Genomic DNA, 24,862 nt, shown 5'->3' on the forward strand with positions numbered 1-24,862 from the left:
TATCGAAAGATATGCTAATACGAGATAACACATTTTTAAGGCATCTTAGAAATGTCAAAGCGTTAGCGGTATAGGATGGACCCGCGTCCCATTAGCTAGTTGGTGAGGTAAAAGCTTACCAAGGCGACGATGGGTAGCCGACCTGAGAGGGTGATCGGCCACACTGGAACTGAGACACGGTCCAGACTCCTACGGGAGGCAGCAGTGGGGAATATTGCACAATGGGGGAAACCCTGATGCAGCAACGCCGCGTGAGCGATGAAGGCCTTCGGGTCGTAAAGCTCTGTCCTAAGGGAAGATAATGACGGTACCTTAGGAGGAAGCCCCGGCTAACTACGTGCCAGCAGCCGCGGTAATACGTAGGGGGCAAGCGTTATCCGGAATTACTGGGCGTAAAGGGTGCGTAGGCGGCCTTGTAAGTCAGAAGTGAAAGGCTACGGCTCAACCGTAGTAAGCTTTTGAAACTGCAGGGCTTGAGTGCAGGAGAGGAGAGTAGAATTCCTAGTGTAGCGGTGAAATAGTTGCGAAGGCGGCTCTCTGGACTGTAACTGACGCTGAGGCACGAAAGCGTGGGGAGCGAACAGGATTAGATACCCTGGTAGTCCACGCCGTAAACGATGAGTGCTAGGTGTCGGGGGTTACCCCCCTCGGTGCCGCAGCTAACGCATTAAGCACTCCGCCTGGGGAGTACGCTCGCAAGAGTGAAACTCAAAGGAATTGACGGGGACCCGCACAAGTAGCGGAGCATGTGGTTTAATTCGAAGCAACGCGAAGAACCTTACCTAAGCTTGACATCCCTCAGACCGCTTCTTAATCGAAGCTTTCCCTTCGGGGACTGAGGTGACAGGTGGTGCATGGTTGTCGTCAGCTCGTGTCGTGAGATGTTGGGTTAAGTCCCGCAACGAGCGCAACCCTTATCTTTAGTTGCCAGCATTTTAGGTGGGCACTCTAGAGAGACTGCCGAGGATAACTCGGAGGAAGGTGGGGATGACGTCAAATCATCATGCCCCTTATGCTTAGGGCTACACACGTGCTACAATGGCTAGTACAGAGAGTTGCGAAACCGCGAGGTCAAGCTAATCTCTTAAAGCTAGTCTCAGTTCGGATTGCAGGCTGAAACTCGCCTGCATGAAGCTGGAGTTACTAGTAATCGCGAATCAGAATGTCGCGGTGAATGCGTTCCCGGGTCTTGTACACACCGCCCGTCACACCACGGAAGTTGGGGGCGCCCGAAGTCAGATATCCAACCGCAAGGAGGAATCTGCCGAAGGTGAAATCAATGACTGGGGTGAAGTCGTAACAAGGTAGCCGTATCGGAAGGGATGCAAGCAATCTTTGATCCGGAGATTTCCGAATGGGGAAACCCACCTAGAGTAATGTCTAGGTATCCTTAGATGAATACATAGTCTGAGGAGGGGAACCGAGGGAACTGAAACATCTAAGTACCTCGAGGAAGAGAAAGAAAAATCGATTCCCTAAGTAGCGGCGAGCGAAAGGGGAAGAGCCCAAACCTATGAAGTTTTCTTCATAGGGGTTGCGGATATGCTCATAAGAAAGAGGTATTGTAGTCGAAGAGGTTTGGAAAGACCCACCATAGAAGGTAATAGTCCTGTAGATTAAACAAGAAGACTTTCGAGCATACTCCAGAGTACCACGGGACACGTGAAACCCTGTGGGAAGCTGGGGGGACCACCCCCAAGGCTAAATACTTCTTGGTGACCGATAGCGTATAGTACCGTGAGGGAAAGGTGAAAAGAACCCCGGAAGGGGAGTGAAATAGAACCTGAAACCCTATGCCTACAAGCTGTGGGAGCACATTTTTAGTGTGACCGCGTACTTTTTGTAGAACGGGCCAACGAGTTACGATAAGTAGCAAGGTTAAGGACTTAGGGTCTGGAGCCGTAGCGAAAGCGAGTCTTAACTGGGCGATTTTACTTGTCGTAGACCCGAAACCGAGCGACCTACCCATGATGAAGCGAAAGTAAAATTTCGTTGTAGAGGACGGGCCAACGAGTTAGTAGCTTTAGCTACGGCATTGACTTTGTCAATGGGTAGGGGAGCATTCACTGCGGGTTGAAGCTAGACCGGAAGGACTAGTGGACTGCAGTGAAGAGAGAATGTTGGCATGAGTAGCGAGACGTAGGTGAGAATCCTACGGGCCGAAAACCCAAGGTTTCCTGAGGAAGGTTCGTCCGCTCAGGGTTAGTCGGGACCTAAGCCGAGGCCGAAAGGCGTAGGTGATGGACAACAGGTTGAGATTCCTGTACTACCGATAATCGTTTGAAGAATGGGGTGACGCAGAAGGATAGGCTATCCTACTATTGGATATGTAGGTCCAAGCATTAAGGGACACATACCTCTGGTGCACCAGTTGTCACGCCAGTGGCATAGCTGGGTAGCTATGTATGGAATGGATAAGCGCTGAAAGCATCTAAGCGCGAAGCCAACCTCAAGATAAGATTTCCCATCTTTATGAGTAAGATCCCAGGAAGACTACCTGGTTGATAGGTTCAAGGTGTAAGCTCAGTAATGAGTTCAGCTGATGAATACTAATAGATCGAGGACTTAACCAAATTTAAAATCTGGTCAATTTTGAAAGTATTAATATTAATACTTAGTATGCGGGTGTAGCTCAGTGGTAGAGTTCCGGCCTTCCAAGCCGGCTGCGAGGGTTCGACTCCCTTCACCCGCTCCAAATATGTAGTTATTATAGCAAGGAGGATACACCTGTTCCCATTCCGAACACAGAAGTTAAGCTCCTTAGCGCCGATGGTACTTGGAGGGCAGCCTCCTGGGAGAGTAGGACATAGCTACATGATCCATAAAGAATCAAACAAAACAATAAAGATTATGTGGTTACTATAGCAAAGAGGATACACCTGTTCCCATTCCGAACACAGAAGTTAAGCTCTTTAGCGCCGATGGTACTTGGGGGGCAGCTCCCTGGGAGAGTAGGACGTAGCCACGTAATCTTTTTTTTATGAGTAGGAAATTATATTCCTATTTGAATTGTGGATAAGTATAATTTCCGTTACGAATTTTAAAAAAGTCTACATTAGAAGCATTTAGAATAAAGACTTTTTTATTTAGGAGGAAATTGTGTGTTAAAAAAATTAGACAACTTCCTAAAAAATTTACCTATTATATTGTTCATAATAACTATGTTTATTATAAATTATTGCATAGCTCGAATGAATTTATTTGTTTTTTTACCGGATAATAATGGAGCTAGACATGTATTTATATCTAAATATAATCAATTTTTAGAAAGTGTAATTATAGCGCCTTTTTTTGAAACTTTAATTTATCAAAAAGTGCTAATATCATTATGTTGTACATGGTCTGAACTTAGAAAAAGAAAATATTTAATAGTTATAATATCATCTTTTATATTTTCATTAAACCATACATATAGTCCTCAGTATGCGGTAGAGACATTTTTTTCTGGAGGCATGATATTTGCTTATTCATATTTAGTTTATAAAGATAAAACTAAATATAGCTTTTGGATAGTATTTTCAATTCATGCTACATGGAATCTATTTATAATGATATATAATTAAATAAAAAAGCTGCCTCAAAGTTATTTTGAGACAGCTTTTTATTTGAACTAATAGAACATAGAGAAGATATAAGAGAATAGAGCTACTCTGAAGAATAAACTTCCAACAGCTGTCACAATTCCTATACCGACTGCCCAGTATCCAAGTGTCTTAGCACCTGAATATATAGATATTATACCAAGTATTATACCAATAACTCCAAATGTTACGGGATAAGTAAATAAAGATACTATAGAAGCGAGAATAGCTAAATATCCCATAATACTTGAACTGGTATTATCTTTTCTGTTTTCTTTAACATTATATCTATTGCCTGCTGTCAATTCTGGTGCGTATTCTGTTTTGTCATTATTATTAATTGCGTCATCATGTCTGTTAATACCATTATCTTTTCTATCCACAAAATCACATCCTTTTTTTTATACTTACTATTATTATTTTCAATTTTTAAAATAATAATTAGTTTTTTATTGGATATTAAGTAATAATTTAACTAAAATATTAAGGATTTATTAAATATATATATAAATGTATAGTATTTTGATATAATATTATATAAAGCAATACAGAAAGGGTGGTTTATTTAATGATAAATCCAAGTCAAGTAGCTAAAGATATATTGAGTTCTGAGTACTTTAAAAACGCTAGACAAAATGCTCAGATTTATTCAAATGATATTAATAAAATAGAAGAGATACTTTTACAAGTAGATTATAAATTGAATAATATAAAGTTTGATGAAAATGAAGAAAAAGTAGTTGAATTTATTAGCAATATGAGAAACTTATATAAACTGGTTAAAGCGTATTATGAAGAAGAATATAAATGTATAAATATAGAGTCTATAGTATGGGCTATAGTAGCGATTAACTATTTTATAAGTCCAGTTGATTTTATACCCGATTCAATGAAGAACGTAGGCTATATAGATGATATGATAGTAGTATACTTTGTATTGAGTAATATAAAATGTGAATTAGATGATTTTTTAATATGGGAAAAAAATAGAGAAAATGTCTTCGCTTTATAAAGCGAAGACATTTTTTTATACACTAAGAGATTATAAAATTTTCGTTCTGTGGGTAACATTGATGAAAGAACTACAATTGCAACTATTTTAAGCAACAGAGTCGTTAGACATGTTGGCGTCATGAACGCATGTGAATTTTGATAACGGAGTCCATAGGGATAGTTGGCGACATGAGTCAGTGTGTAGCAACTAGACGAATTTTTTATTTGAAATCTTTAGAAAAGACTTCTTTATTTTGCATTTTAATTTATTTAATGTATAATGGTATGTAAAATGTGCATAATATCCAATAAATTATAAAATGTCGAGGAGTTTATTTATGAATATGGATGATATGTACCTTTTGTTATCTAATATAAAAGGTATAGGATATAAAACTATACAAAAAATAGATGATTATTTTGCTGATATTCAAGATTTTAATATTATATCTGATGAAGAAATATATAAAATACCAAATATAAGTTTAAAAATAAAGAAAAATATAGTAAACTATAGAAGTTCGACTTATTTAGACCAGATAAAGGAAAATCTAAAAAAACATGAAATAAACTACATAACAATAAATAATTCTAATTATCCTAAAAGGTTAAAACATATATATGACCCACCACATATACTTTACTTTAAGGGAAATAAGGAATTATTAAATGAGTTTTGTATAGCTATGATAGGATCTAGAAAGCCTACTAATTATGGAGTGTTTTGTGCAAATAAAATCAGTAAGGAACTATCATCACTTGGAATTAATATAATAAGTGGTATGGCAGTAGGGATAGATTATTACAGCCATTTAGGCTGTTTAAATGGAAATTCAAAAACTATAGCAGTATTAGGATCTTCCATAGATAAGCCATATCCAAAGCAGAATATACATCTTATGAACAATATAATTGAAAGTGGCGGAATTATATTGAGTGAATATCCACCTGGAACAGAAGCTAGACCAGGATACTTTCCTATGAGAAACAGGATAATTAGTGGTATATCTGATGGAGTTTTAATAGTTGAGGCAAGTGAGAGAAGCGGATCATTAATAACAATGAACTACGCTTTAGATCATGGAAAAAATGTTTTTGCTATTCCTGGAAACATTAATTCTCATATGAGTAAAGGAAGTAACAAAATAATAAAAGAAGGTGCCAAACTTGTTTCGAGTGTAGATGATATATTGGAGGAATATGATATACCTTATAATCTAAATTTGAAGAAAGAAAATGAGCAGCAGATAGATTTATCTAATGATGAGGGACAAATAGTTACAATATTAAAAAATAACGGATCGTTGCATGTAGATTTTATTTGTGAGCATACTAGGCTTAATATAAAAGATATATTAGGAATTTTAAATATTCTAGAAATAAAGGGTATAGTAACGGAGTTAGGAAATAAAATATATAGTATAAAATAAATTTTGGGGGTGCACTTAATGGCAAAGAACCTAGTTATAGTTGAATCACCAGCTAAAGCTAAAACTATAGGCAAATTTTTAGGTAGAAATTATACAGTTAAAGCATCCGTTGGACATGTGAGGGACTTACCTAAAAGTAAATTAGGGGTAGATATAGAAAATGATTTTGAACCATATTACATTAATATAAGGGGAAAAGGACCTGTTATTAATGAATTAAAGAAGGAAGCTAAAAAAGCTGAAAAAGTTTTTCTGGCTACTGACCCCGATAGAGAAGGTGAAGCAATATCTTGGCACTTGGCTCATATTTTAAAATTAGAGGAATCTTCTAATTGTAGAATAGAATTTAATGAAATAACAAAGGAAGCTATAAAAAAAGCTATAAAGAATCCAAGGGAGATAGATGAAAAGGTTGTAGATGCTCAACAAGCTAGAAGAGTACTTGATAGATTGTTAGGATATAAGATAAGTCCTCTTTTATGGCAAAAAATAAGAAAAGGTCTTAGTGCCGGAAGAGTACAATCTGTTGCCACTAAAATAATATCTGATAGGGAAAGAGAAATAAATAAGTTTGAACCTGAAGAATACTGGTCAATAGATGTAATATCTGAAATAGAAAAAAAGCAAGTTGAATTTAAATTTTATGGAAAATCAGATGGAAAAATAGACTTGAAAAATAAAGATCAAGTAGATGCTATATTAAATGAAATATCTGATAAAGATTTAACTATAGAAAATATAGAAGTTAAAGAAAGACGTAAATCTGGTCCTAAACCATTTACAACAAGTATTTTACAACAAGAAGCAGCTAATAAATTAGGTTTCTCTACAAAGAAAACTATGATAGTGGCGCAGCAACTGTATGAAGGTATTGAGATTAAAGGTCAAGGAACAGTAGGTCTTATATCTTATATAAGAACTGATTCATCTAGAATATCAGATGAAGCATTGGGAAAAGGTAAAGATTATATATTAGAAAACTTAGGAGAAAACTATTACAAGGGTTTTGAAAACAAGCAGAAAAAAGGTAAAAAAGTACAAGATGCTCATGAAGCAATAAGACCTACAGGTATAGATAGAACACCTGAACTTATTAAAGACTCTTTAAGTGATGAACAATATAAGCTATACAATCTTATATGGACAAGGTTTGTAGCGAGCTTGATGAAAGATGCAGTATATGAAAATTATAATGTAAAAGCTAAAGTTGGGGATTATGTATTTAAAACAACAGGTCATAAGCTTAAGTTTGATGGTTTCTTAAAAGTATATACATTTTCAAATAAAGAAGACAAGTTAATTCCTAAAATAGAAGAGGGTATGAAAGTTAAGGCAGATAATATAATTCCAAAGCAACACTTCACACAACCGCCAGCAAGATATACAGAGGCAAGTCTTGTTAAAACTTTAGAAGAGTTGGGTATAGGAAGACCTAGTACGTACGCTCCTACAATAGGTACTATACTTGCTAGAGAATATGTGGAGAAAAAAGGAAATAGTTTATACTTAACTGAACTGGGGCTTTTAGTAAATGAAATAATGGAAGAAAATTTTCAAAAATTTATAGATTTAGATTTTACCGCAGATATGGAGAATATGCTTGATTCAGTTGAAGAAGGAGATATGCCTTGGAAAGATGTAGTAAAACATGTATATAAACCATTAGAAGAAGCTATAGAAATAGCGCAAGAAAAGATAGAAAAAATAACTATAGAACAAGAAACTGATGAAATATGTGAAAAATGTGGATCTAATATGGTTATAAAATATGGTAGATTTGGAAAATTCCTGGCTTGTAAAAATTATCCCGATTGTAAAACTACAAAACCTCTTCTTAATAAAGCTGGTGTCAAATGCCCTAAGTGTAAAGAAGGAGAAATAATAATTAGAAAGAGTAAAAAAGGAAGAATATTTTATGGGTGTGATAAATATCCAGAATGTGACTTTATTTCATGGAATAAACCTACTGGAGAAAATTGTGAAAAATGTGGCGAATATTTAGTTCATAAAGAAACGAAAAAAGAGAAAAAAATAATATGCTCGAATAAAGAATGTGATTATGAAAAAAAGTCGAAAATTAGCTAAAATATGTTGATTAATTTAAATAATTGTGATAACATTTCAAATGTGTAGTGTATATAGTGTGGAAGATTATAAAGATTCTAAAAATTTCTTATTTTCCTAGATTAAGATATACAGTGTAAAGAGGAGGATATTATGGCTAGCGAACTACTTCAAAAAACTAGAAAAATAAATAAAATATTACAAAAATCAGGTACAGAACCTGTTTCTTTCCCACAATTATGTGAAATATTAAGTGAAGTTTTAAATACTAACACTTATATAATAAGTGGAAAAGGTAAAATCTTAGGAGTGCATCTAACAGATATTAAAGGAAGCCTTATTGTATCTGATGAAGATACTGGAGAAGAAAAATTACCAGAGGAATATACAAGCAATATAATGAAGGTGACGGATACTGTTGAGAATATAACTGGAGATAAATTCTTAGAAATATTTAAGCATGATGTTGAGGGGTCTGGCAAGTTTACAACTATAGTTCCTATTATGGGTAGTGGACAAAGAGTAGGAAGCTTATTACTTGCTAGATTTGATAGTGAGTTTACGGATGAAGATATAGTACTTGCTGAGTATAGTGCGACAGTTGTATGCTTAGAAATTCTTAGAGCTAAATCTGAAGAGATGGAAGAAGAAATGAGAAAGAAGGCTGTAGTTCAAATGGCCATAGGAACTCTTTCTTATTCAGAGCTTGAAGCTGTTGAGCATATATTCAATGAGCTTGATGGAATGGAAGGACTACTTGTTGCTAGTAAAATAGCAGACAGAGTAGGAATAACTAGATCTGTTATAGTTAATGCATTAAGAAAGTTCGAGAGTGCAGGAGTTATAGAGTCTAGATCATTAGGTATGAAGGGAACTCACATAAGAATACTTAACCCTAAATTACTAGATGAGTTAAATAAAATTAAAAAATAGTATTTATTTAAAGTCCTATATTATTTATAACAAAAATGTCATAAATAATATTAGGACTTTTTAATCTTTAAGGAGATTATATAAGCTCCAATTTTCATATAATATTGATTCGAGAACTGAACTGCAACTATTTTTAAACAAGGAGCCCGGTAGGACTCGTTGGCGATATGAGCTATGCGTTAGCATTAAGCGAATTTTTTATATTAAGGTAAAGATTGGTGGGGTATATGAAACCATTAGCTGATAGAATAAGGCCTAAAGAAATAGATGATATAGTAGGACAAGGTCATTTGATAGGGAAAAATAAAATATTAAGTCGAATATTAGAATCTGGATATATAACTAATATGATATTTTATGGACCGCCTGGAGTAGGAAAAACTACTGTTGCTAATATAGTGGCCAATAAAACTAATAAAAAGTTTTACAAAATAAATGCTACTAATTCATCTTTAGAAGATATTAAAAAGATTATAAGAGATTTAGATAGCTTAGAATGTATAAATGGTATTTTACTTTACTTAGATGAGATCCAAAACTTTAATAAAAAGCAGCAACAATCACTTTTAGAGTTTATGGAAAATGGAAAAATAACATTGATTGCAAGTACTACAGAAAATCCATATCACTATATTTATAAAGCTATATTAAGTAGATCTACTATATTTGAATTTAAGAGTATACAAAAAAGCGATATAATAAAAGGAATTAAAAGAGCTATATTGATTATAAAAAAAGATTTATTCGATATAAATATAGTATTTGATGAAAATGCAATAGATTATGTGGCAAGTGTAAGTGGTGGAGATTTAAGGAGAGCTATTAACAGTGTCGAACTTTGTATTTATTCAACTAATCCAAATGAAGATGGTGAAATAAATGTAAACATAGAGAAGGCTAAGGAATGTACTCAAAAAAGTGTTTTAAATTATGATAAATCAGGAGATAGTCACTATGATATATTAAGCGCATTTCAAAAGTCTATTAGAGGAAGTAATCCTGATGCAAGCATACATTATTTGGCAAGGCTTATAAAGGCAGGAGATCTTATAAGTATATGTAGAAGGTTACTAGTTATTGCTAGCGAGGATATAGGGATGGCTTATCCAAATGCTATTACCATAGTAAAGGCGTGCGTAGACAGTGCTAATCAAATAGGGTTCCCAGAAGCTAGAATGCCACTTGCTCAAGCAACTTTACTACTTGCAACTTCTCCTAAGTCAAATTCTGCTTATAAAGCTATAGATAAGGCTCTTTATGAGCTAGATACAATAGATGTTGGCCAGATACCTAATCATATTAAAGATGCCCATTACAGTGGAGCTAAGAGCTTAGGCAGAGGTGTGCAGTATAAATATCCTCATGGTTATAAGAACAATTACGTAGAGCAACAATACTTACCTGATAATATAAAGAATTCTATATATTATGAACCTGGTGATAATAAAATGGAGAGAAATATAGAGAACTATTTAAAGTTTATAAGAGAAAATTAAAAGGGTTTTGTATGTGTTTGAACATATACAAAACCCTTTTTTAAATTAACATCTGTGAACAGTATTTTTGTCTTCGTATTTATCTATATAATGTTGCTTATTATTAACTATTCTATATAAGGCTTTTATCAAGACATCTATTTCATTAAAATCGTTATATATACCAAAACTTATTCTAACCATTCCAGGCTTTGGAGAGTTAGGCATTAGCATTTTTTCTTTTATTACTTCCTTTGGTACATTAAGAAGGTTTTGAATATAAGGTTGAGCACAGAAACATCCATTTCTAACACCTATTCCATATTCTAAAGATAGTATTTTTGCTACTGATTCATGAGAAATACCTTCTATATTAAATGGAATAATGCTGGTTCTATCTTGTATATTGTAAGTGTCACCATAGATTTTAATATCAGGTATATTTTTCATACTTCTCATAGCATAATGTAACAGGTTATCCTCATGCTTTTCTAGGTTTTTCATATTTAGTAGTGACAAAGTTTTGATTGCTCTTGTAAGGGCTATTACACCCATTAAATTAGGGGTACCTGATTCATTTTTATCTGGAGGATCTGCCCAAAGTACGGTTTCATGAGTGACAATGTCTACTGTTCCACCTCCTACGTAGTCAGGGTTACTCTTTTTGAATGTAGGTTTAGGTCCTATCAATACCCCACTTCCAAAAGGTGCATACATTTTATGAGCAGAAAAAACCAAATAATCTATATGATCTGGCGCGTTGATGTTTTTCATATTTACTTTTGTATGAGGAACTAGTTGAGCTCCATCTACTAGTATTTTTGAATTATACTTGTGAGCTATTTTAGCTATTTTGTGTATTGGGTTTTTGTATCCTGTTACATTTGACACTCCTGTAACTGTTACAAGTTTAACATCTCCATTGTATTTAATCAATTTTTCTTCTAGATCATTTAAATCGAGTCTTCCTAAACTATCTATTTTTACATAATCAATATTACCCTTTCTCCACGGCAAATCATTAGAATGATGCTCCATACAAGTAGATAAAACAACAGAATTACTGTCCTCTTTATAAAGTATATTACAAAGCATATTTATAGCTTCTGTTGCATTTTTGACATAAATAATTTCCTTATTATTTATATCTGCACCTACGAAATTAGCAACTACCTCTCTGGATTCATCGTATAAGTCGGAAGAAAGCTGAGATTTATATCCCTTACCTCTATGGATTGATGAATACCAGTTTGAAAAAGAAAGTATTTCTTTAAGTACAGATATAAAAGGTGGAGTTGTAGCAGCATTATCAAAGTTTATATAAGTAACCATTTTTTTGTTTTCAAGTGGGACCTTAGTATTAACTCCAGATATTAAAAATCTATATTTATTAAACATTAAACTATTCACCTACTTTAAAAAATCAGTATTTACAATTATCTTATGTCCATTTTAAATTAAAGGTGAATGAATAATTGGATGAATAAATTGCAAAATAAGAATGTACTAAAAGATTGACAATTTATTTAATTAAGAATATAATGAAATGAATTAATAAAATAAAGTGTAAATAACTAAAAAATTAATAAAATAAAGAATGGATATGTGAAAAAGATAATAAAGATTAAAAAAACAGTTTTAGCATAATTTAATACTATAGTAATATGGAATAAAATTAAAAAAATACTAAAACTATAGAAAAACACGAACAATATATGTTAAAATAGAAATATAATTCGAAGAAAGAGGGCGTAGATATGGTTAAAAAATTTAAAAAAGTATTGGTAGCTAATAGAGGAGAAATAGCGATAAGAATATTTAGAGCTTGTTCAGAGCTTGGTATTAGAACTGTAGGGATATATTCAAAGGAAGACAAGTACAGTCTTTTCAGAAGTAAATCAGATGAATCATACCTGGTAGGAGAAGATAAGGGGCCTATTGAAGCTTATCTAGATATGGAATCTATAATTCATATAGCTAAAAAGAAGAATATAGATGCTATACATCCTGGCTATGGATTTTTATCAGAAAATGCAGAGTTTGCTAGAATGTGTAGAGAAAATGGTATTGAGTTTATAGGCCCATCTCCTGAGGTTATGGACAGAATGGGAGATAAAATAAACTCTAAAAAGGTTGCTAAAGAAGCAAATGTACCTACAATACCTGGTGTTGATCATTCTATTGAAACAGCAGAAGAAGCTAAAGTAATAGCAAAACAAATAGGATACCCTATTATGCTTAAAGCGTCTAATGGCGGTGGCGGAAGAGGTATGAGAGTAATAGAAAGAGAAGAAGATTTAGTTTTAGAGTTTGACAGAGCTGTTAGTGAATCTAAAAAAGCCTTTGGAAAGGCTTGCATATTTATAGAAAAATACTTGAAAAAGCCAAAGCATATAGAGGTTCAAATACTTGGAGATAAGCATGGAAATATAGTTCATCTTTATGAAAGAGACTGTTCTGTTCAAAGAAGACATCAAAAAATAATAGAATTTGCTCCAGCATTTGGACTAAGTGAAGATGTTAGAGATAGAATATGTGAGGATGCTTTAAAGCTTGCAAATCATGTAGGATATCATAGTGCAGGAACTCTTGAGTTTTTAGTTGATGCTGATGAGAACTATTATTTTATAGAGATGAATCCTAGAATACAGGTTGAACATACTGTATCTGAAATGGTAACTGGAATTGATATAGTTCAAAGTCAAATACTTGTAGCTCAAGGTTATAAATTAGATAGTGAAGAAATAAATATAAAGTCTCAAGATGATATAAAGTTAAATGGATATTCAATACAGTGTAGAATAACTACAGAAGATCCTAAGAACAACTTTATGCCAGATACAGGTAAAATACATGTTTATAGAACAGGATCTGGTTTTGGTATAAGACTTGATGGAGGAAATGGATTTACAGGATCTGAAATAACACCTCACTACGATAGTTTATTGGTTAAGACTATATCTTGGGATAGAACGTTTAAAAATTCTATAAGAAAGATGCTAAGATCTATAAAGGAAATTAGAATAAGAGGGGTTAAGACTAATATAGGATTTTTGGTAAATGTATTAAATCACCCTGATTTTGTAGATGGTAAGTGTGATACTAAGTTTGTTGATGAAACAGAAGAATTATTTGATATAAGAGAAGGTAAAAATAGAGGTACAAAGCTTTTACAATTCATAGGTAATGTAACAATTAATGAAGCTAAAGAAACTAAGAAAGACTTTGATATGCCAAAACCACCTAAGATAGATGAATCTATAATAATGGAAGGTTCTAGAGACTTACTTAAAAAGCTTGGTACTAAAAAGTTTATGGAGTATGTTAAAGATGAGAAGAAACTATTCATAACTGATACCACTATGAGAGATGCACATCAATCATTATTTGCTACTAGAGTTAGAACTAACGACCTTTTAAAAGTTTCAAAAGCAGTAAGTCATAATATGAATGATTTATTCTCTCTTGAGATGTGGGGAGGAGCAACTTATGATGTTGCATATAGATTCCTTAAGGAGTCGCCATGGCTAAGACTTGAAAAACTTAGAGAAAATATACCTAATGTAATGTTCCAAATGCTTCTTAGAGCTTCTAATGCAGTTGGATATAAAAACTATCCAGATAACGTATTAAAAGAATTTATTAAAGAATCATCAAGCAAAGGAATAGATATATTTAGAATATTCGATAGCTTAAACTGGATTGATAACATGAGACTTCCTATATACGAAGCTTTAAATACAGGAAGTTTAGTAGAAGGTACAATATGTTATAGTGGAGATATATTAGATTCTACTAAAACTAAATACACTACTAAATATTATATAAATATGGCTAAAGAACTTGAAAAAATGGGAGTTCATATGATAGCTATAAAAGATATGGCAGGTCTTCTAAAGCCTTATGCAGCATATGAACTTGTGAAGGCATTAAAAGAAGAAGTAGGAGTTCCAATTCACCTTCATACTCATGATACTAGTGGAAATGGACTATCAACACTTCTTATGGCATCACAAGCTGGAGTTGATATAGTAGATACTGCGGTTGAATCTATGGCAGGACTTACAAGTCAACCATCTATGAACAGCTTAGTAGAAGCATTAAGAAATACGGGAAGAGATACTAAAATAGACCTTGAAGGAATACATGAAATAGGAGAATATTATAGAGAACTTAGAAGCGTATATTCTAAATTTGAAAGTGACTTAAAGACATCATCAGCAGAAATATACAAATATGAGATACCTGGTGGACAATATACTAACCTAAAACCTCAAGTTGAAAGCTTAGGACTTGGAAATAAGTTTAAAGAAGTAAAAGACAATTATAAAGAAGCTAATGAGATATTAGGAGATATAATAAAAGTTACACCTTCATCAAAAGTAGTTGGAGACTTATCTATATTCATGACTAAGAATGATCTTAATAAAGAGAATATAGTTACAAAAGGAGCAGAAGTTTCATTCCCAGATTCGGTAGTAGATTACTTTAGAGGAATGATAGGGCAACCAGAAGGAGGATTCCCTAAAGATTTACAAAAAATCGTTTTAAAAGGAGAAGAGCCTATTGATGTAAGACCTGGGGAACTTTTAGAAGATGTAAACTTTGATGAAATCAAGAAAATGTTAGACGAAAAATTCCATATGGAGACTAATATCAGAAATATAATAAGTTATTGCTTATATCCTAAAGTATATGAAGAGTATTTATCTCATCTTAAGGAGTACAATGATGTATCAAAGCTTGAAAGTGATGTGTTCTTCCATGGACTTAATAAAGGCGAAGAGTGTGAAGTTGAAATAGAACCTGGTAAGGTTTTAACTATAAAATTGGTAGAAATAGCAGATGTTAAAGAAGATGGAAAAAGAACACTAACATTTGAATTAAATGGTATGAGAAGAGAAGTTGAAATAGAAGATAAGAACTTCTCAATGAATGTAAAAACAGTTCTTAAAGCTGACCTGAACAACAAACTTGAAGTTGGAGCTAGTATTCCTGGAAAGGTTGTAAAGGTATTAGTTAAAGAGGGAGATGAAGTTAAAGAAAATCAACCTGTTATAATAATAGAAGCTATGAAGATGGAGACGACTATAGTGTCTAGAAGTAATGGGGTTATAGATAAGGTTTATGTAAAGGAAGCCGATGTGGTTTCTGATAGAGAGTTATTAATATCTATGAAATAAATAAAAAAGAATCCTCAATTATGAGGATTCTTTTTTTAATCTTACTATAAGGTTTATTACAAGAGATCTACTATTTTGTTGGTATCTCTACACAACCTTTTCTTATGCAAACCTTAACAATATCCTTTTCCACAAATTTATAAGCTAAAGGTTCATTTGTAATAGGTTGTGTTCCAAAGTTTTGGGTATGAGCAAAAACTTCACATAATATGGTTGAACCTACAATTCTAAACTCATCACCTTCATTAGCATCGTCTCTATCGATTACACATTGGAAAGGAGTATCATCTACAATTTCTTTCTCTTGCTCAATTCCATTATCTAAAGCGGCAGTATAGCTAATAGTTCTTCGGATAAAACCAGTGATAAGAACATTCTCAGGGCAGACTCTTTCAATTTCAGCATAGACTGTGTTTTTATGAACAATAAGTGAATCTTTTAGAGCTGGTGGAACTAATTGAGTACTTCCCTCAACCATAACTTGACAGCAAGATTGCGGATTAGCTACAGGTATAGGACAAGACGTAACTTTAAGTGGTCTCATCATTTCATTGTCTTCATGATCTAGAATATGACAATGCCATACATAACCAGGACCAAATGTAGGGTCAAATGGAAATAAATTCACTCCTGGATTAACTTTTTTAGGATCAGCATCCTGTGGTGCAAATCTAAGTTTAAGTCTAGTTACTTCTCCTGGTAGCATTATAACAGTATCTTTCCACCCACGTTCATTTAAAGGTGGGTCAATAGGACTACCTTCTAGGAATGGGTCAACTGGCAATGGTACGGTTGGATGATTAAGAGGAGGTTCACCATTGAGTTTGATCCATTCTTCACGGTATGCTACATTATCAAAGTTCTGGCGGTTTGCAACTTGGAACTGTATCAAGTGTATGTGGATTGGATGTGCACCATTGGTAAGATTCACAATTTCCCACTCAACCGTTGATCCTACTATAGGTAATTCTGAAATTGGAGCCCCCCACGTTTGACCATCTAACAGCAATTCAAGGGCACCGTTAGGTCCTCGTACTACATTTAAAGTTAAAATCTTCTTTTGTTCATCTGGAGTTAGCACAGGGATTTTATTCAACTTTGCAGGAAGTTTAGTTGGTGGGACTACAGGTGTATCGAGTATAGTGAACTGCATAATTTGTCCAACCGTATCTGGATCAGGAGCTCTACCATTTGGGAAAGGTGCATTAGCATCATTAGTCATAATAATAGTTGTTTCTGGATCTAATATTGAAAAATCAATCAAGATGTCAGCACGCTCTCCTGGTGCAATTAGTAGTTCATTCAATGTTACAGGGAAAGGTAGAAAGCCCCCGTCAGAACCAATCTGAATAAATGGCTGTTCATTTGAAAGTTTTAAGTTATATGTTCTAGTATTTGATCCGTTAAGAAGTCTAAATCTGTACTGTCTACGCTCAACGTTCAAATTAGGCCATACCTTTCCATTGACCGTAATAGCATTACCTACAAATGCAGGTCTCCAATAAGGGTGAACATCAGGATTGACACCATTGCTAGGAAAGAATAATGAGCCATCTTTATTGAATGAACGATCTTGAATAACTATAGGAATTTCATATAGACCACTTGGAAGAAGTGGAGATATTTTATTATTTGGATCCTTTATCAAATAGAATCCAGCAAGGCCTGCGTATACTCCAAGACGTGTGGTTCCCAGCGCATGGTCGTGATACCAAAGGGTAGTTGGCTCTTGTGTGTTGGGGTAGGTATAACGAGACTTTAAAAATGCTGACCCCTTGTTTTCCTCTCCAGCCGTAAACCACGCATCTGGACCACCATCAGAATCAGATCTAACCTCTGCACCATGCAAATGTGTAACAAGGGGAACTGGATTCTGTGCTAAAGTATATCCTGGAGGAAATGGCAGAAATGGTGGTGTTGGTGTTGGTATATTATTAGGATTTGCCCAATGTAATGTAGGATCTACTGCAAATAAATTTGGTTCCGTAATATTATTTATCCACTGTACATTGGCAGGTATTCCTCGAATAGTTTCAAAGGTAGCACCTGGAGAACTACGAAAACAAGAAACTTCACCTGTACATAGATCTTCAACATTACCTTCATATCCCCAAACAGTTGTCTGAGGGAACATAGGAGGAAGGATTTGTTGCATAAATTCAGTCATAGTAACTGTATAATTATGACTTATGTCTTCTCCTGTAATTGGATCTTTCACAATAGTGGGCTTGAATACAGGAGGAATAGGTAATTGATTGACATATTTAGGTATGCATTTTGGATTTAATGGTTTTGCCATATCTATAGTCCCCTTTTTTATAAAAATTATTTTAAGAATAAATTTTTTCCTCTAATCTATATACTATGAAATTTGGATCAGAATGTGCTTTTTATATATTAAAATAAAAAATTAATAAATCTTAAGTATCATATTCGTGATAAATGGATTGAAAAATATAAAAATAATGTTAAAATTAGGGATGGGGATTAGAGAATAAAGGAGGGGGATATTATGAAACTTAAAAGAAATGTTTTTATTTTACTAGCAATAATACTTATTTTATTTATTAGTTGTGCATCTTTGAAAAAGAATTTGGACAATTTGAGGTTTAGTAGTGAAAAGTCAGGATTTTCAATTACTTTACCTGAAAGTAGGAGAGGTTTTGAAAACACTTAAAAAAATAAAATACAATTATTCATGATTATAAATTTTATGTATAAGCCTGTTAAATATATTATAGAAAAAATAAAGGTGGTATAGAATGAATAAGAGAAATAGATATATATATTTTATTTTTATAATTATAGTAATAATAATGGGATTAGTATCTAGAAAATTAAGTAATATGCCAGAGTTTATTAAAAGCTATTTGCCTGATACATTATGGGGTCTAATGGTGTTTTTCGTAATGGGATTTATATTTAATAAATCTAGCATATTAAAGGTAGCTATATATTCTTTGGTATTTAGCTACTGTATAGAAATAAGTCAACTGTATCATTCACCGTTGATAGATAGCATAAGAACAACTACACTTGGAGGATTGGTTTTAGGGTTTGGATTTTTGTGGTCAGATTTAGTTTGTTATAGCGCTGGAATTTTGACTGGATATACAATTGAGAAGTATTATATAAACAAAAAAGGAGGGCTAATATGATTGCAAATAAATTGAAAGCAGGAGATGAAATAAGAGTTATAGCACCAGCTAGAAGTCTAGGAATAATAGATGAAAGTACAAGAAATATAGCTAATAAATGTTTAGAAAAGATGGGGCTTAAGGTTACATTTTCTAAAAACTGTGAGAAAATTGATGAATTTAGTTCTTCTTCAATACAATCTAGAGTAAATGATTTACATGAAGCTTTTTTAGATGATAATGTAAAATGTATACTTACTGTTATAGGAGGATTTAATTCAAATCAATTATTGGATTATATAGATTATGATATTATAAAAAACAATCCTAAAATAATTTGTGGGTATTCAGATATAACTATTTTATCTAATGCAATTTATAAAATAACAGGCTTAGTAACATACTCAGGACCACATTATTCAACTTTTGGAATGGAAAAAGGGATAGATTATACTATAGACTATTTCAAAAAGTGCTTGATGAGTGAGGAAGTATTTGAATTAACACCTTCTGAAAAATGGAGTGACGATATGTGGTTTTTAGATCAAAATAATAGAATGTTTTATGAAAATAATGGATATATAACTGTAAACAAAGGAAGTGCTAAAGGAGAGGCTATAGGAGGCAATCTTTGTACCCTCAATTTACTTCAAGGAACTAAATATATGCCTGATTTGAAAGATAAAATTGTGTTTATAGAAGACACATCTTCAAGTTTCGCTGAAGAATTTGATAGAGATTTACAATCATTAATTCATCAACCTGATTTTGATAAAGTAAAAGGAATAGTAATTGGGAGATTCCAAGTAGGATCGAAAATTACAAAAGAAAAGATAATAAAAATAATAAAGACAAAGAAAGAATTAAATAATATACCTGTAATTGCAGATGTAGATTTTGGGCATACAACTCCTCATATAACATTCCCTATAGGTGGAGAGGTAGAAATAGTGGCAGAATATGATTGTAGTAAAATTTTAATAAGTAAGCATTAGGTTAAGGGGGGATTATCATGCACAGATTAAGTTATAAAGATATGATGTACTTAAAAGAAATAGGATTGTATTCTTATGGATATGCTTATATACTTAGATATTTGTTAGATAATGAATATGAAGGAATAAAGAATATTAAAGATATAAAAGAGCAGGTTGAAAAAGTTCTTGAAATTTTAAATAATAGAAAACAACTACCAGAGGAGTATAAGTACTTAGTAAATAATTATAATGGGTTTTGTGGGGTGTTAATACCTAAAGAAGAAATAATGTGTGATTTTTAAGAATCTTCGGTTGAAGGTTCTTTTTATTTTGCATATAATAAATGTAAGTACTAACTTACAAAACTGATGGAGGGGTATTATGGATAGCAGAATATCTAGAACGAGAAAAAAAATATTGCAAGCTGCAATTGAGGTATTTGCTGAAAAGGGTTTTTCATCTACAACAACTTTAGAAATAGCTCAAAAGGCACAGGTGGCAGAGGTTACTCTGTTTAGACATTTTCCTAAGAAAAGAGATATATTACACTTTGCAGTTTTAGATTTTGTCGATGTATTTACAGAAAATTTTGCTTTTAATAGTTTAAAGTCAATAGTAGATAATAATAAACATAAGCCTATAAAGGAGATACTCAAGCTTATAATTTTAGATAGAAAAAATTTTCTTAATGAGTATTTTTCGTATATAAAGGTTATTTTTCAAGAGATGCAATTTGATGAAGAAGTTAGAATAATTTATCTAGAAAAAATAGCTAAGAAGATAAGCATATTATTTAATGAACTATTCAGTGAAATAAGAGAAAGAGAAAAAATCAAAAATATAGAGTCGTTTATATTGATGAGGTCTTTTATAGGTATGGCTTTTATGATGATCATGCAAAGATATTTTATACCTAGTGAGAATAAGGTCAATGATTTAGAGCAAGAGATAGATATTGTTGTAGATATATTTTTAAATGGGATTTTGGACAAATAAAATATTGGGGAGGGATTAAATTGAGTAGATTAAAGTTTTTGATTATATTATTAATAGCATTCAGCATAACTGGATGTTCTAAAGATATCAGTTTAGTGTATACAGGAACTCTAGAAGCGACTGAGGTTGATCTTAACAGTGAAGTATCATCAACTGTAAAAAATGTATTTGTTACTGAAGGAAGTAGTGTAAAAAAAGGTGATAAAATACTTCAAATTGAGGATACCTCTATTTTGATTAAGTTAAATCAAGCAAATGCACAACTTAATGCTGCTAAAGCAGATTTTGACGAAGTATCGAGTGGGTCAAGAAGTGAGGAAATAAAAAAAGCTCAAGCAAACGTAGAAAGCGTAGAAGTGCTTTTAAGTGGATCTAAAAGTGAATATGAATATTTAGTAGGTAATTACAATGATTTAAAAAGCCTATATGAACAAGATGCTGTAAGCAAAAAAGACTTAGATGGTGCTAAAACTTCTATGGATAAAGCATATTCTAACTTTCAAAATGTACAAAAACAGTATGAATCAGCAAAATCAAGTCTCGATCTTGTGATGAGTGGGTCTACTAATGAAAGAATTAAAAAGGCAAAAGCTCAAGTTGACTCTATGAAGGCGAATGTGGACTTATTAAACTACCAGTTGTCAAAAGCTACTATATATTCTCCTATTGATGGTATTGTTCAAAATATTAATTACGATGTAGGAGAACTTGTATTAAATGGTGCTAATATAGCTAATATAATAAATTTAAGTGATAGATGGGTTAAAATATACATTCCTCAAAAATATCTAGATAAAGTAAGTTTAAATGAAGAGGTAAGTATAAAAGCAGATTATTTAAGCAATAAAAAATTAAAAGGCAAAATTATATATATATCATCTGAAGCAGAATTCACTCCTAAAAATGTAGAGTCAAAGGAAAGTAAGGAGGAGATGGTATTTGAGGTAAAGGTTAAGATCGATGATGAGTCAAACTTATTAAAGCCTGGTATGTTAATAGATGTAGATTTAGAAGGTGATTTAAATGGAAAATAATTTAGTTATTGATGTCAAAAATATTTCAAAATCATTTAAAGATTTTAAAGCGGTAGATAATATAAGCCTTCAAATAGAAAAAGGAAAAATATATGGTCTTTTAGGCCCTAATGGATCGGGGAAGTCCACAACTATAAGGATGTTATGTGGTGTAATAACTCCATCGGATGGAGGTGGAAGTGTATTAGGATTTAATGTGGTAAATGAATCTGAAAAAATAAAGCAACATATAGGATATATGTCGCAGAAGTTTAGTTTATATGAGGATTTAACTGTATATGAAAATTTAGATTTTTATGCGAGTATTTATACAATATCTAGCAATGTTAAAAATAAAAGAATTGATGAACTCATAAAAATGGCAGGTCTTGAAGGCAAAGAAAAAGTTATTACAAAAAATTTATCAGGAGGATGGAAGCAAAGATTAGCTCTTGGATGTTCATTAATACACAAACCAAAGCTTTTAATACTAGATGAACCTACTTCAGCAGTGGATCCTGTATCTAGAAGAATATTTTGGGAACTTATTCACAAATTATCTAATCAAGGTATAACAATTATAGTTACAACCCACTATATGGATGAAGCACAAAGCTGTGATGAGATAGCGTTTATGTTTTCTGGAAAAATAATAGCAAAGGGTGCACCAGCAGAATTAGTAAAAGAAAGAAATTGCAACAATTTAGAATCTGTATTTATAAGTTATGTTGAAGAACAAACTGGAGAAAAAATACGTTCGTCATTTGAAGAAATGAAATTTATCCAAAAAAGAGAAGGTGAATAGTATGAGCTTAAAAAGACTTCTTACTATAATGAAAAAAGAATTTATTCATATAAAACGAGATAAAGCAAGTCTTGTTATAGCTTTACTAATGCCTATAGTATTCGTATTTATATTTGGATATGCTGTAAATACTGATGTAGATAACATAAGTATGGCTGTATTTGATAATGACAACACTTTAGAGAGTAGGGAGTATATAAATTCTCTTAAAAATTCAAACTATTTCAATCCAAATAGATATGTAGATAATATGCAGAGTATTCAAAAGTTAATAGATACAGGAACGGTTAAATCTGCTATTATAATACCTTCTGGATTTTCAAAGCATTTAAAAAGAAATGAAAAAGCACAAGTAAAACTAATTATAGATGGAACAGACCCAACTATAGCTAGAACTGCACTTCAAAGTGGAGTACTTACTACTAATATGCATTCTTTAGAGATATCTAAAGATTTTATGCAAAAAACTGGCAAAAATGCATTGAACACACCTGGAATAGATATGAGGACTAGAGTTTGGTATAATCCGAACCTTGAAAGTTCAAAATTTATAATTCCTGGGCTTATTGGACTTATCATGCAAAATATAACTGTTATGCTTACTGCTTTTTCTCTTGTCAGGGAAAGGGAAAAAGGAACTTTAGAGTTACTGATAGTAACACCTATAAAATCATCAGAACTTATAATAGGGAAGATGATTCCTTATGTTTTAATTGGAAGCATAGATTTTATAATATCGTTGTTCTTTGGAACCTTATGGTTTGGTGTTCCTATCAAAGGCAATATGCTATTACTCATATTATTAGGACTTGGGTTTGTTATATGCTCACTGGCTATAGGAATGTTAATATCAACTGTTGCAAAGAATCAAGCTCATGCAATGCAACTTACTATATTATTCATATTGCCTAGTGTACTTTTATCTGGATTTATGTTTCCGAGGGAGTCCATGCCTTTTGTAATAAATATTTCGGGTTATTTAATACCGCTTACGTATTTTTTGAATATATTAAGGGGCATCATATTAAAAGGGGTAGGACTTAGTTATTTAATTAAAGATGTAGTTATTTTATTTATATTTGGTACTGTATTATTATGTATATCTTCTGTTAAATTTAAGAAAAAATTAGATTAAAACTCTAAAAATGTTGTAAAATATCCAACTATTGATATAATTAATGGGTAATACAATACATTGGAGAGGTACAAGATATGAAAAATACTTATATGATAAATAACTACAAAAATATTGCTAATAAATTCTGTGAAGATGGAAACTTTATTAGAGCTATAAATTTCTACAATAAAGCTTATGATTTAGAAGGTGGAAGCGAGGATATAGATCTGCTTTTAGATATGGCTCTTGCATACGATGATATGGAAAACTATGATTTTGCATATCAAAAGTATGAAGAAGTTTTAAACATAGATGAAAATGAAGCTAGAGCGTATTTTGGACTTGGAGCTTTATACGATAATAAACAGGAGTATACAACTTCTATTAAATACTATGAAAAAGCTGTTGAGATTGATGATAAATATGACAGAGCTTACTTTTTCTTGGCTACTGCCTATGATGAGATAGGAGATAGTGAGAATGCTATAAAAAATTATAAGAAAGCTATAGAACTTAATCCAAATGATTTTTGGGCATATACAAATTTAGGGTCATTATATGAAGAAATGAACGAAAATGAATTGGCTTATGATATGACTAGAGAAGCTTTAGGCATTATTTCTAATCATTTTACAGCACTTTTTAATATGGCAGTGATACTTAAAAAGTTAGGGAGAGAAAGTGAATCTGTAAAATATTATGAAATGAGTATAAAAAGAGATAAAGAAAACCCTTATTCATACTTAAATTTAAGCATTATATATAAGGGACAAAAAAAATATAAAAAGGCTTGTGAAATTATAAGTGAAGGAATAAAAAATAGCCCACAAACATCAGTGCTATATTATAATAGAGCGTGCTTTTATGTTAGGCTTGGAATGAATGAATTAGCTCTTAAGGATTTGATAAAGGCTATAGAGCTTAGTGAGAAACTTCTTGAATATGCAAATGAAGATGAAGAATTAGCTCCTATTAGAGAAATGCAGGCATACAAAATAATGTTTAGATAAAATTCGTCTAGTTGCTACGCACTGACTCATGTCGCCAACGATCCCTCTGGGATCTGTTGCTTAAAAATAGCTGTAAGTATAGCTTTCTTAATAAGTTATTCATAAAACAAAAATATTGTAATTCCTATAGAATGAAAATTGGCAGGTG

General features: G+C 32.4%; 19 protein-coding genes, 1 tRNA gene, 2 rRNA genes and 1 other annotated feature (1 of these 23 only partly in view). Of the genes, 19 read left to right on the forward strand and 3 right to left on the reverse strand.

All coding sequences use genetic code 11. The features are described from left to right. Positions 1–2,573, forward strand: a sequence feature (most likely nonfunctional fraction of RNA operon) (it extends 151 nt beyond the left edge of the window). Positions 2,574–2,621: 48 nt separating this feature from the next. From M2214_RS06375 to M2214_RS06390, 4 genes are all read left to right on the forward strand, one after another. After that, positions 2,622–2,695: transfer RNA gene (locus M2214_RS06375), tRNA-Gly, on the forward strand. A gap of 4 nt (positions 2,696–2,699) precedes the next feature. Beyond that, positions 2,700–2,816: ribosomal RNA gene (gene rrf / locus M2214_RS06380) — 5S ribosomal RNA — on the forward strand. 35 nt (positions 2,817–2,851) lie between these two features. Then, positions 2,852–2,968: ribosomal RNA gene (gene rrf, locus M2214_RS06385) — 5S ribosomal RNA — on the forward strand. A gap of 133 nt (positions 2,969–3,101) precedes the next feature. Continuing rightward, a complete protein-coding gene (locus tag M2214_RS06390) occupies positions 3,102–3,563 on the forward strand; it encodes a CPBP family intramembrane glutamic endopeptidase (RefSeq protein WP_248483925.1) in 462 nt (153 codons plus the stop codon). Positions 3,564–3,610: 47 nt separating this feature from the next. On the opposite strand, the gene M2214_RS06395 is transcribed toward M2214_RS06390, so the two are convergent. After that, positions 3,611–3,964, reverse strand: a complete 354-nt coding sequence (locus tag M2214_RS06395; protein ID WP_248483927.1) for a hypothetical protein — start codon at positions 3,962–3,964, stop codon at positions 3,611–3,613. A gap of 185 nt (positions 3,965–4,149) precedes the next feature. On the opposite strand from M2214_RS06395, the gene M2214_RS06400 reads away from it, so the two are divergent. The 5 genes from M2214_RS06400 (at position 4,150) to M2214_RS06420 (ending at position 10,497) form a co-directional block, all read left to right on the forward strand. After that, positions 4,150–4,593 carry a YkvA family protein gene (locus M2214_RS06400; protein ID WP_248483929.1) on the forward strand — a complete coding sequence of 148 codons (444 nt, stop codon included), beginning with the start codon at positions 4,150–4,152 and terminating at the stop codon, positions 4,591–4,593. 319 nt (positions 4,594–4,912) lie between these two features. Beyond that, positions 4,913–6,004 (forward strand): DNA-processing protein DprA, encoded by a 1,092-nt coding sequence (gene dprA / locus M2214_RS06405; protein WP_248483931.1) that lies wholly within the window; start codon positions 4,913–4,915, stop codon positions 6,002–6,004. Between the two features lie 18 nt (positions 6,005–6,022). Continuing rightward, entirely contained in the window at positions 6,023–8,089 is a 2,067-nt protein-coding gene (gene topA / locus M2214_RS06410; RefSeq protein WP_248483933.1) for a type I DNA topoisomerase, read from the forward strand. A 132-nt stretch (positions 8,090–8,221) separates the two neighbouring features. After that, entirely contained in the window at positions 8,222–9,001 is a 780-nt protein-coding gene (codY, locus tag M2214_RS06415) for a GTP-sensing pleiotropic transcriptional regulator CodY (RefSeq protein WP_248483935.1), read from the forward strand. Positions 9,002–9,228: 227 nt separating this feature from the next. Then, entirely contained in the window at positions 9,229–10,497 is a 1,269-nt protein-coding gene (locus M2214_RS06420; protein ID WP_248483937.1) for a replication-associated recombination protein A, read from the forward strand. Between the two features lie 45 nt (positions 10,498–10,542). On the opposite strand, the gene M2214_RS06425 is transcribed toward M2214_RS06420, so the two are convergent. Beyond that, positions 10,543–11,874, reverse strand: coding sequence for an aminotransferase class V-fold PLP-dependent enzyme (locus M2214_RS06425; protein WP_248483938.1), 1,332 nt, complete (start codon positions 11,872–11,874; stop codon positions 10,543–10,545). A 359-nt stretch (positions 11,875–12,233) separates the two neighbouring features. Here M2214_RS06425 and M2214_RS06430 point away from each other — a divergent pair, with 359 nt between their 5' ends. Continuing rightward, positions 12,234–15,659 carry a pyruvate carboxylase gene (locus M2214_RS06430; RefSeq protein WP_248483940.1) on the forward strand — a complete coding sequence of 1,142 codons (3,426 nt, stop codon included), beginning with the start codon at positions 12,234–12,236 and terminating at the stop codon, positions 15,657–15,659. Between the two features lie 70 nt (positions 15,660–15,729). On the opposite strand, the gene M2214_RS06435 is transcribed toward M2214_RS06430, so the two are convergent. Then, the gene (locus M2214_RS06435; RefSeq protein ID WP_326521608.1) at positions 15,730–17,958 is read right to left on the reverse strand and encodes a multicopper oxidase family protein; all 2,229 of its coding nucleotides are present in this window, start codon (positions 17,956–17,958) and stop codon (positions 15,730–15,732) included. Positions 17,959–18,171: 213 nt separating this feature from the next. Between M2214_RS06435 and M2214_RS06440 the strand changes: the two genes are divergently transcribed. The 9 genes from M2214_RS06440 to M2214_RS06480 all read left to right on the forward strand — a co-directional run bounded on the left by M2214_RS06440 (position 18,172) and on the right by M2214_RS06480 (position 24,714). After that, positions 18,172–18,336, forward strand: a complete 165-nt coding sequence (locus M2214_RS06440) for a hypothetical protein (protein ID WP_248483942.1) — start codon at positions 18,172–18,174, stop codon at positions 18,334–18,336. A gap of 85 nt (positions 18,337–18,421) precedes the next feature. Further along, positions 18,422–18,817 (forward strand): ribosomal maturation YjgA family protein, encoded by a 396-nt coding sequence (locus tag M2214_RS06445; protein WP_248483944.1) that lies wholly within the window; start codon positions 18,422–18,424, stop codon positions 18,815–18,817. Further along, complete coding sequence (locus M2214_RS06450; protein WP_248483946.1) at positions 18,814–19,791, forward strand: S66 family peptidase; 978 nt, start codon at positions 18,814–18,816, stop codon at positions 19,789–19,791. The genes M2214_RS06445 and M2214_RS06450 overlap by 4 nt, the downstream gene beginning before the upstream one ends. A gap of 17 nt (positions 19,792–19,808) precedes the next feature. After that, positions 19,809–20,075 (forward strand): hypothetical protein, encoded by a 267-nt coding sequence (locus tag M2214_RS06455; protein WP_248483948.1) that lies wholly within the window; start codon positions 19,809–19,811, stop codon positions 20,073–20,075. A 79-nt stretch (positions 20,076–20,154) separates the two neighbouring features. Beyond that, on the forward strand, positions 20,155–20,769 hold the full coding sequence (locus M2214_RS06460) for a TetR/AcrR family transcriptional regulator (protein WP_248483950.1): 615 nt from the start codon (positions 20,155–20,157) through the stop codon (positions 20,767–20,769). Positions 20,770–20,789: 20 nt separating this feature from the next. Further along, positions 20,790–21,803 (forward strand): HlyD family secretion protein, encoded by a 1,014-nt coding sequence (locus M2214_RS06465; protein ID WP_248483952.1) that lies wholly within the window; start codon positions 20,790–20,792, stop codon positions 21,801–21,803. Continuing rightward, positions 21,793–22,587, forward strand: a complete 795-nt coding sequence (locus M2214_RS06470; RefSeq protein ID WP_248483954.1) for an ABC transporter ATP-binding protein — start codon at positions 21,793–21,795, stop codon at positions 22,585–22,587. Before M2214_RS06465 ends, M2214_RS06470 begins: the two co-directional genes overlap by 11 nt. 1 nt (position 22,588) lies before the next feature. Continuing rightward, entirely contained in the window at positions 22,589–23,722 is a 1,134-nt protein-coding gene (locus M2214_RS06475) for an ABC transporter permease (RefSeq protein ID WP_248483956.1), read from the forward strand. Between the two features lie 77 nt (positions 23,723–23,799). Then, positions 23,800–24,714 carry a tetratricopeptide repeat protein gene (locus M2214_RS06480; RefSeq protein ID WP_248483958.1) on the forward strand — a complete coding sequence of 305 codons (915 nt, stop codon included), beginning with the start codon at positions 23,800–23,802 and terminating at the stop codon, positions 24,712–24,714. Positions 24,715–24,862: the final 148 nt, after the last annotated feature.

It is taken from the genome of Tepidibacter aestuarii, from assembly GCF_934924865.1.
Taxonomy (GTDB): Bacteria; Bacillota; Clostridia; order Peptostreptococcales; family Peptostreptococcaceae; genus Tepidibacter_A; species Tepidibacter_A aestuarii.

Bases quoted from the DNA above. Each gene is read 5' to 3' on its own strand.
- M2214_RS06400 (WP_248483929.1), top strand. From the start codon at position 4,150: ATGATAAATCCAAGTCAAGTAGCTAAAGATATATTGAGTTCTGAGTAC.
- dprA (WP_248483931.1), top strand. From the start codon at position 4,913: ATGAATATGGATGATATGTACCTTTTGTTATCTAATATAAAAGGTATA.
- topA (WP_248483933.1), top strand. From the start codon at position 6,023: ATGGCAAAGAACCTAGTTATAGTTGAATCACCAGCTAAAGCTAAAACT.
- codY (WP_248483935.1), top strand. From the start codon at position 8,222: ATGGCTAGCGAACTACTTCAAAAAACTAGAAAAATAAATAAAATATTA.
- M2214_RS06420 (WP_248483937.1), top strand. From the start codon at position 9,229: ATGAAACCATTAGCTGATAGAATAAGGCCTAAAGAAATAGATGATATA.
- M2214_RS06425 (WP_248483938.1), bottom strand. From the start codon at position 11,874: ATGTTTAATAAATATAGATTTTTAATATCTGGAGTTAATACTAAGGTC.
- M2214_RS06430 (WP_248483940.1), top strand. From the start codon at position 12,234: ATGGTTAAAAAATTTAAAAAAGTATTGGTAGCTAATAGAGGAGAAATA.
- M2214_RS06435 (WP_326521608.1), bottom strand. From the start codon at position 17,958: ATGGCAAAACCATTAAATCCAAAATGCATACCTAAATATGTCAATCAA.
- M2214_RS06440 (WP_248483942.1), top strand. From the start codon at position 18,172: ATGAAACTTAAAAGAAATGTTTTTATTTTACTAGCAATAATACTTATT.
- M2214_RS06445 (WP_248483944.1), top strand. From the start codon at position 18,422: ATGAATAAGAGAAATAGATATATATATTTTATTTTTATAATTATAGTA.
- M2214_RS06450 (WP_248483946.1), top strand. From the start codon at position 18,814: ATGATTGCAAATAAATTGAAAGCAGGAGATGAAATAAGAGTTATAGCA.
- M2214_RS06455 (WP_248483948.1), top strand. From the start codon at position 19,809: ATGCACAGATTAAGTTATAAAGATATGATGTACTTAAAAGAAATAGGA.
- M2214_RS06460 (WP_248483950.1), top strand. From the start codon at position 20,155: ATGGATAGCAGAATATCTAGAACGAGAAAAAAAATATTGCAAGCTGCA.
- M2214_RS06470 (WP_248483954.1), top strand. From the start codon at position 21,793: ATGGAAAATAATTTAGTTATTGATGTCAAAAATATTTCAAAATCATTT.
- M2214_RS06475 (WP_248483956.1), top strand. From the start codon at position 22,589: ATGAGCTTAAAAAGACTTCTTACTATAATGAAAAAAGAATTTATTCAT.
- M2214_RS06480 (WP_248483958.1), top strand. From the start codon at position 23,800: ATGAAAAATACTTATATGATAAATAACTACAAAAATATTGCTAATAAA.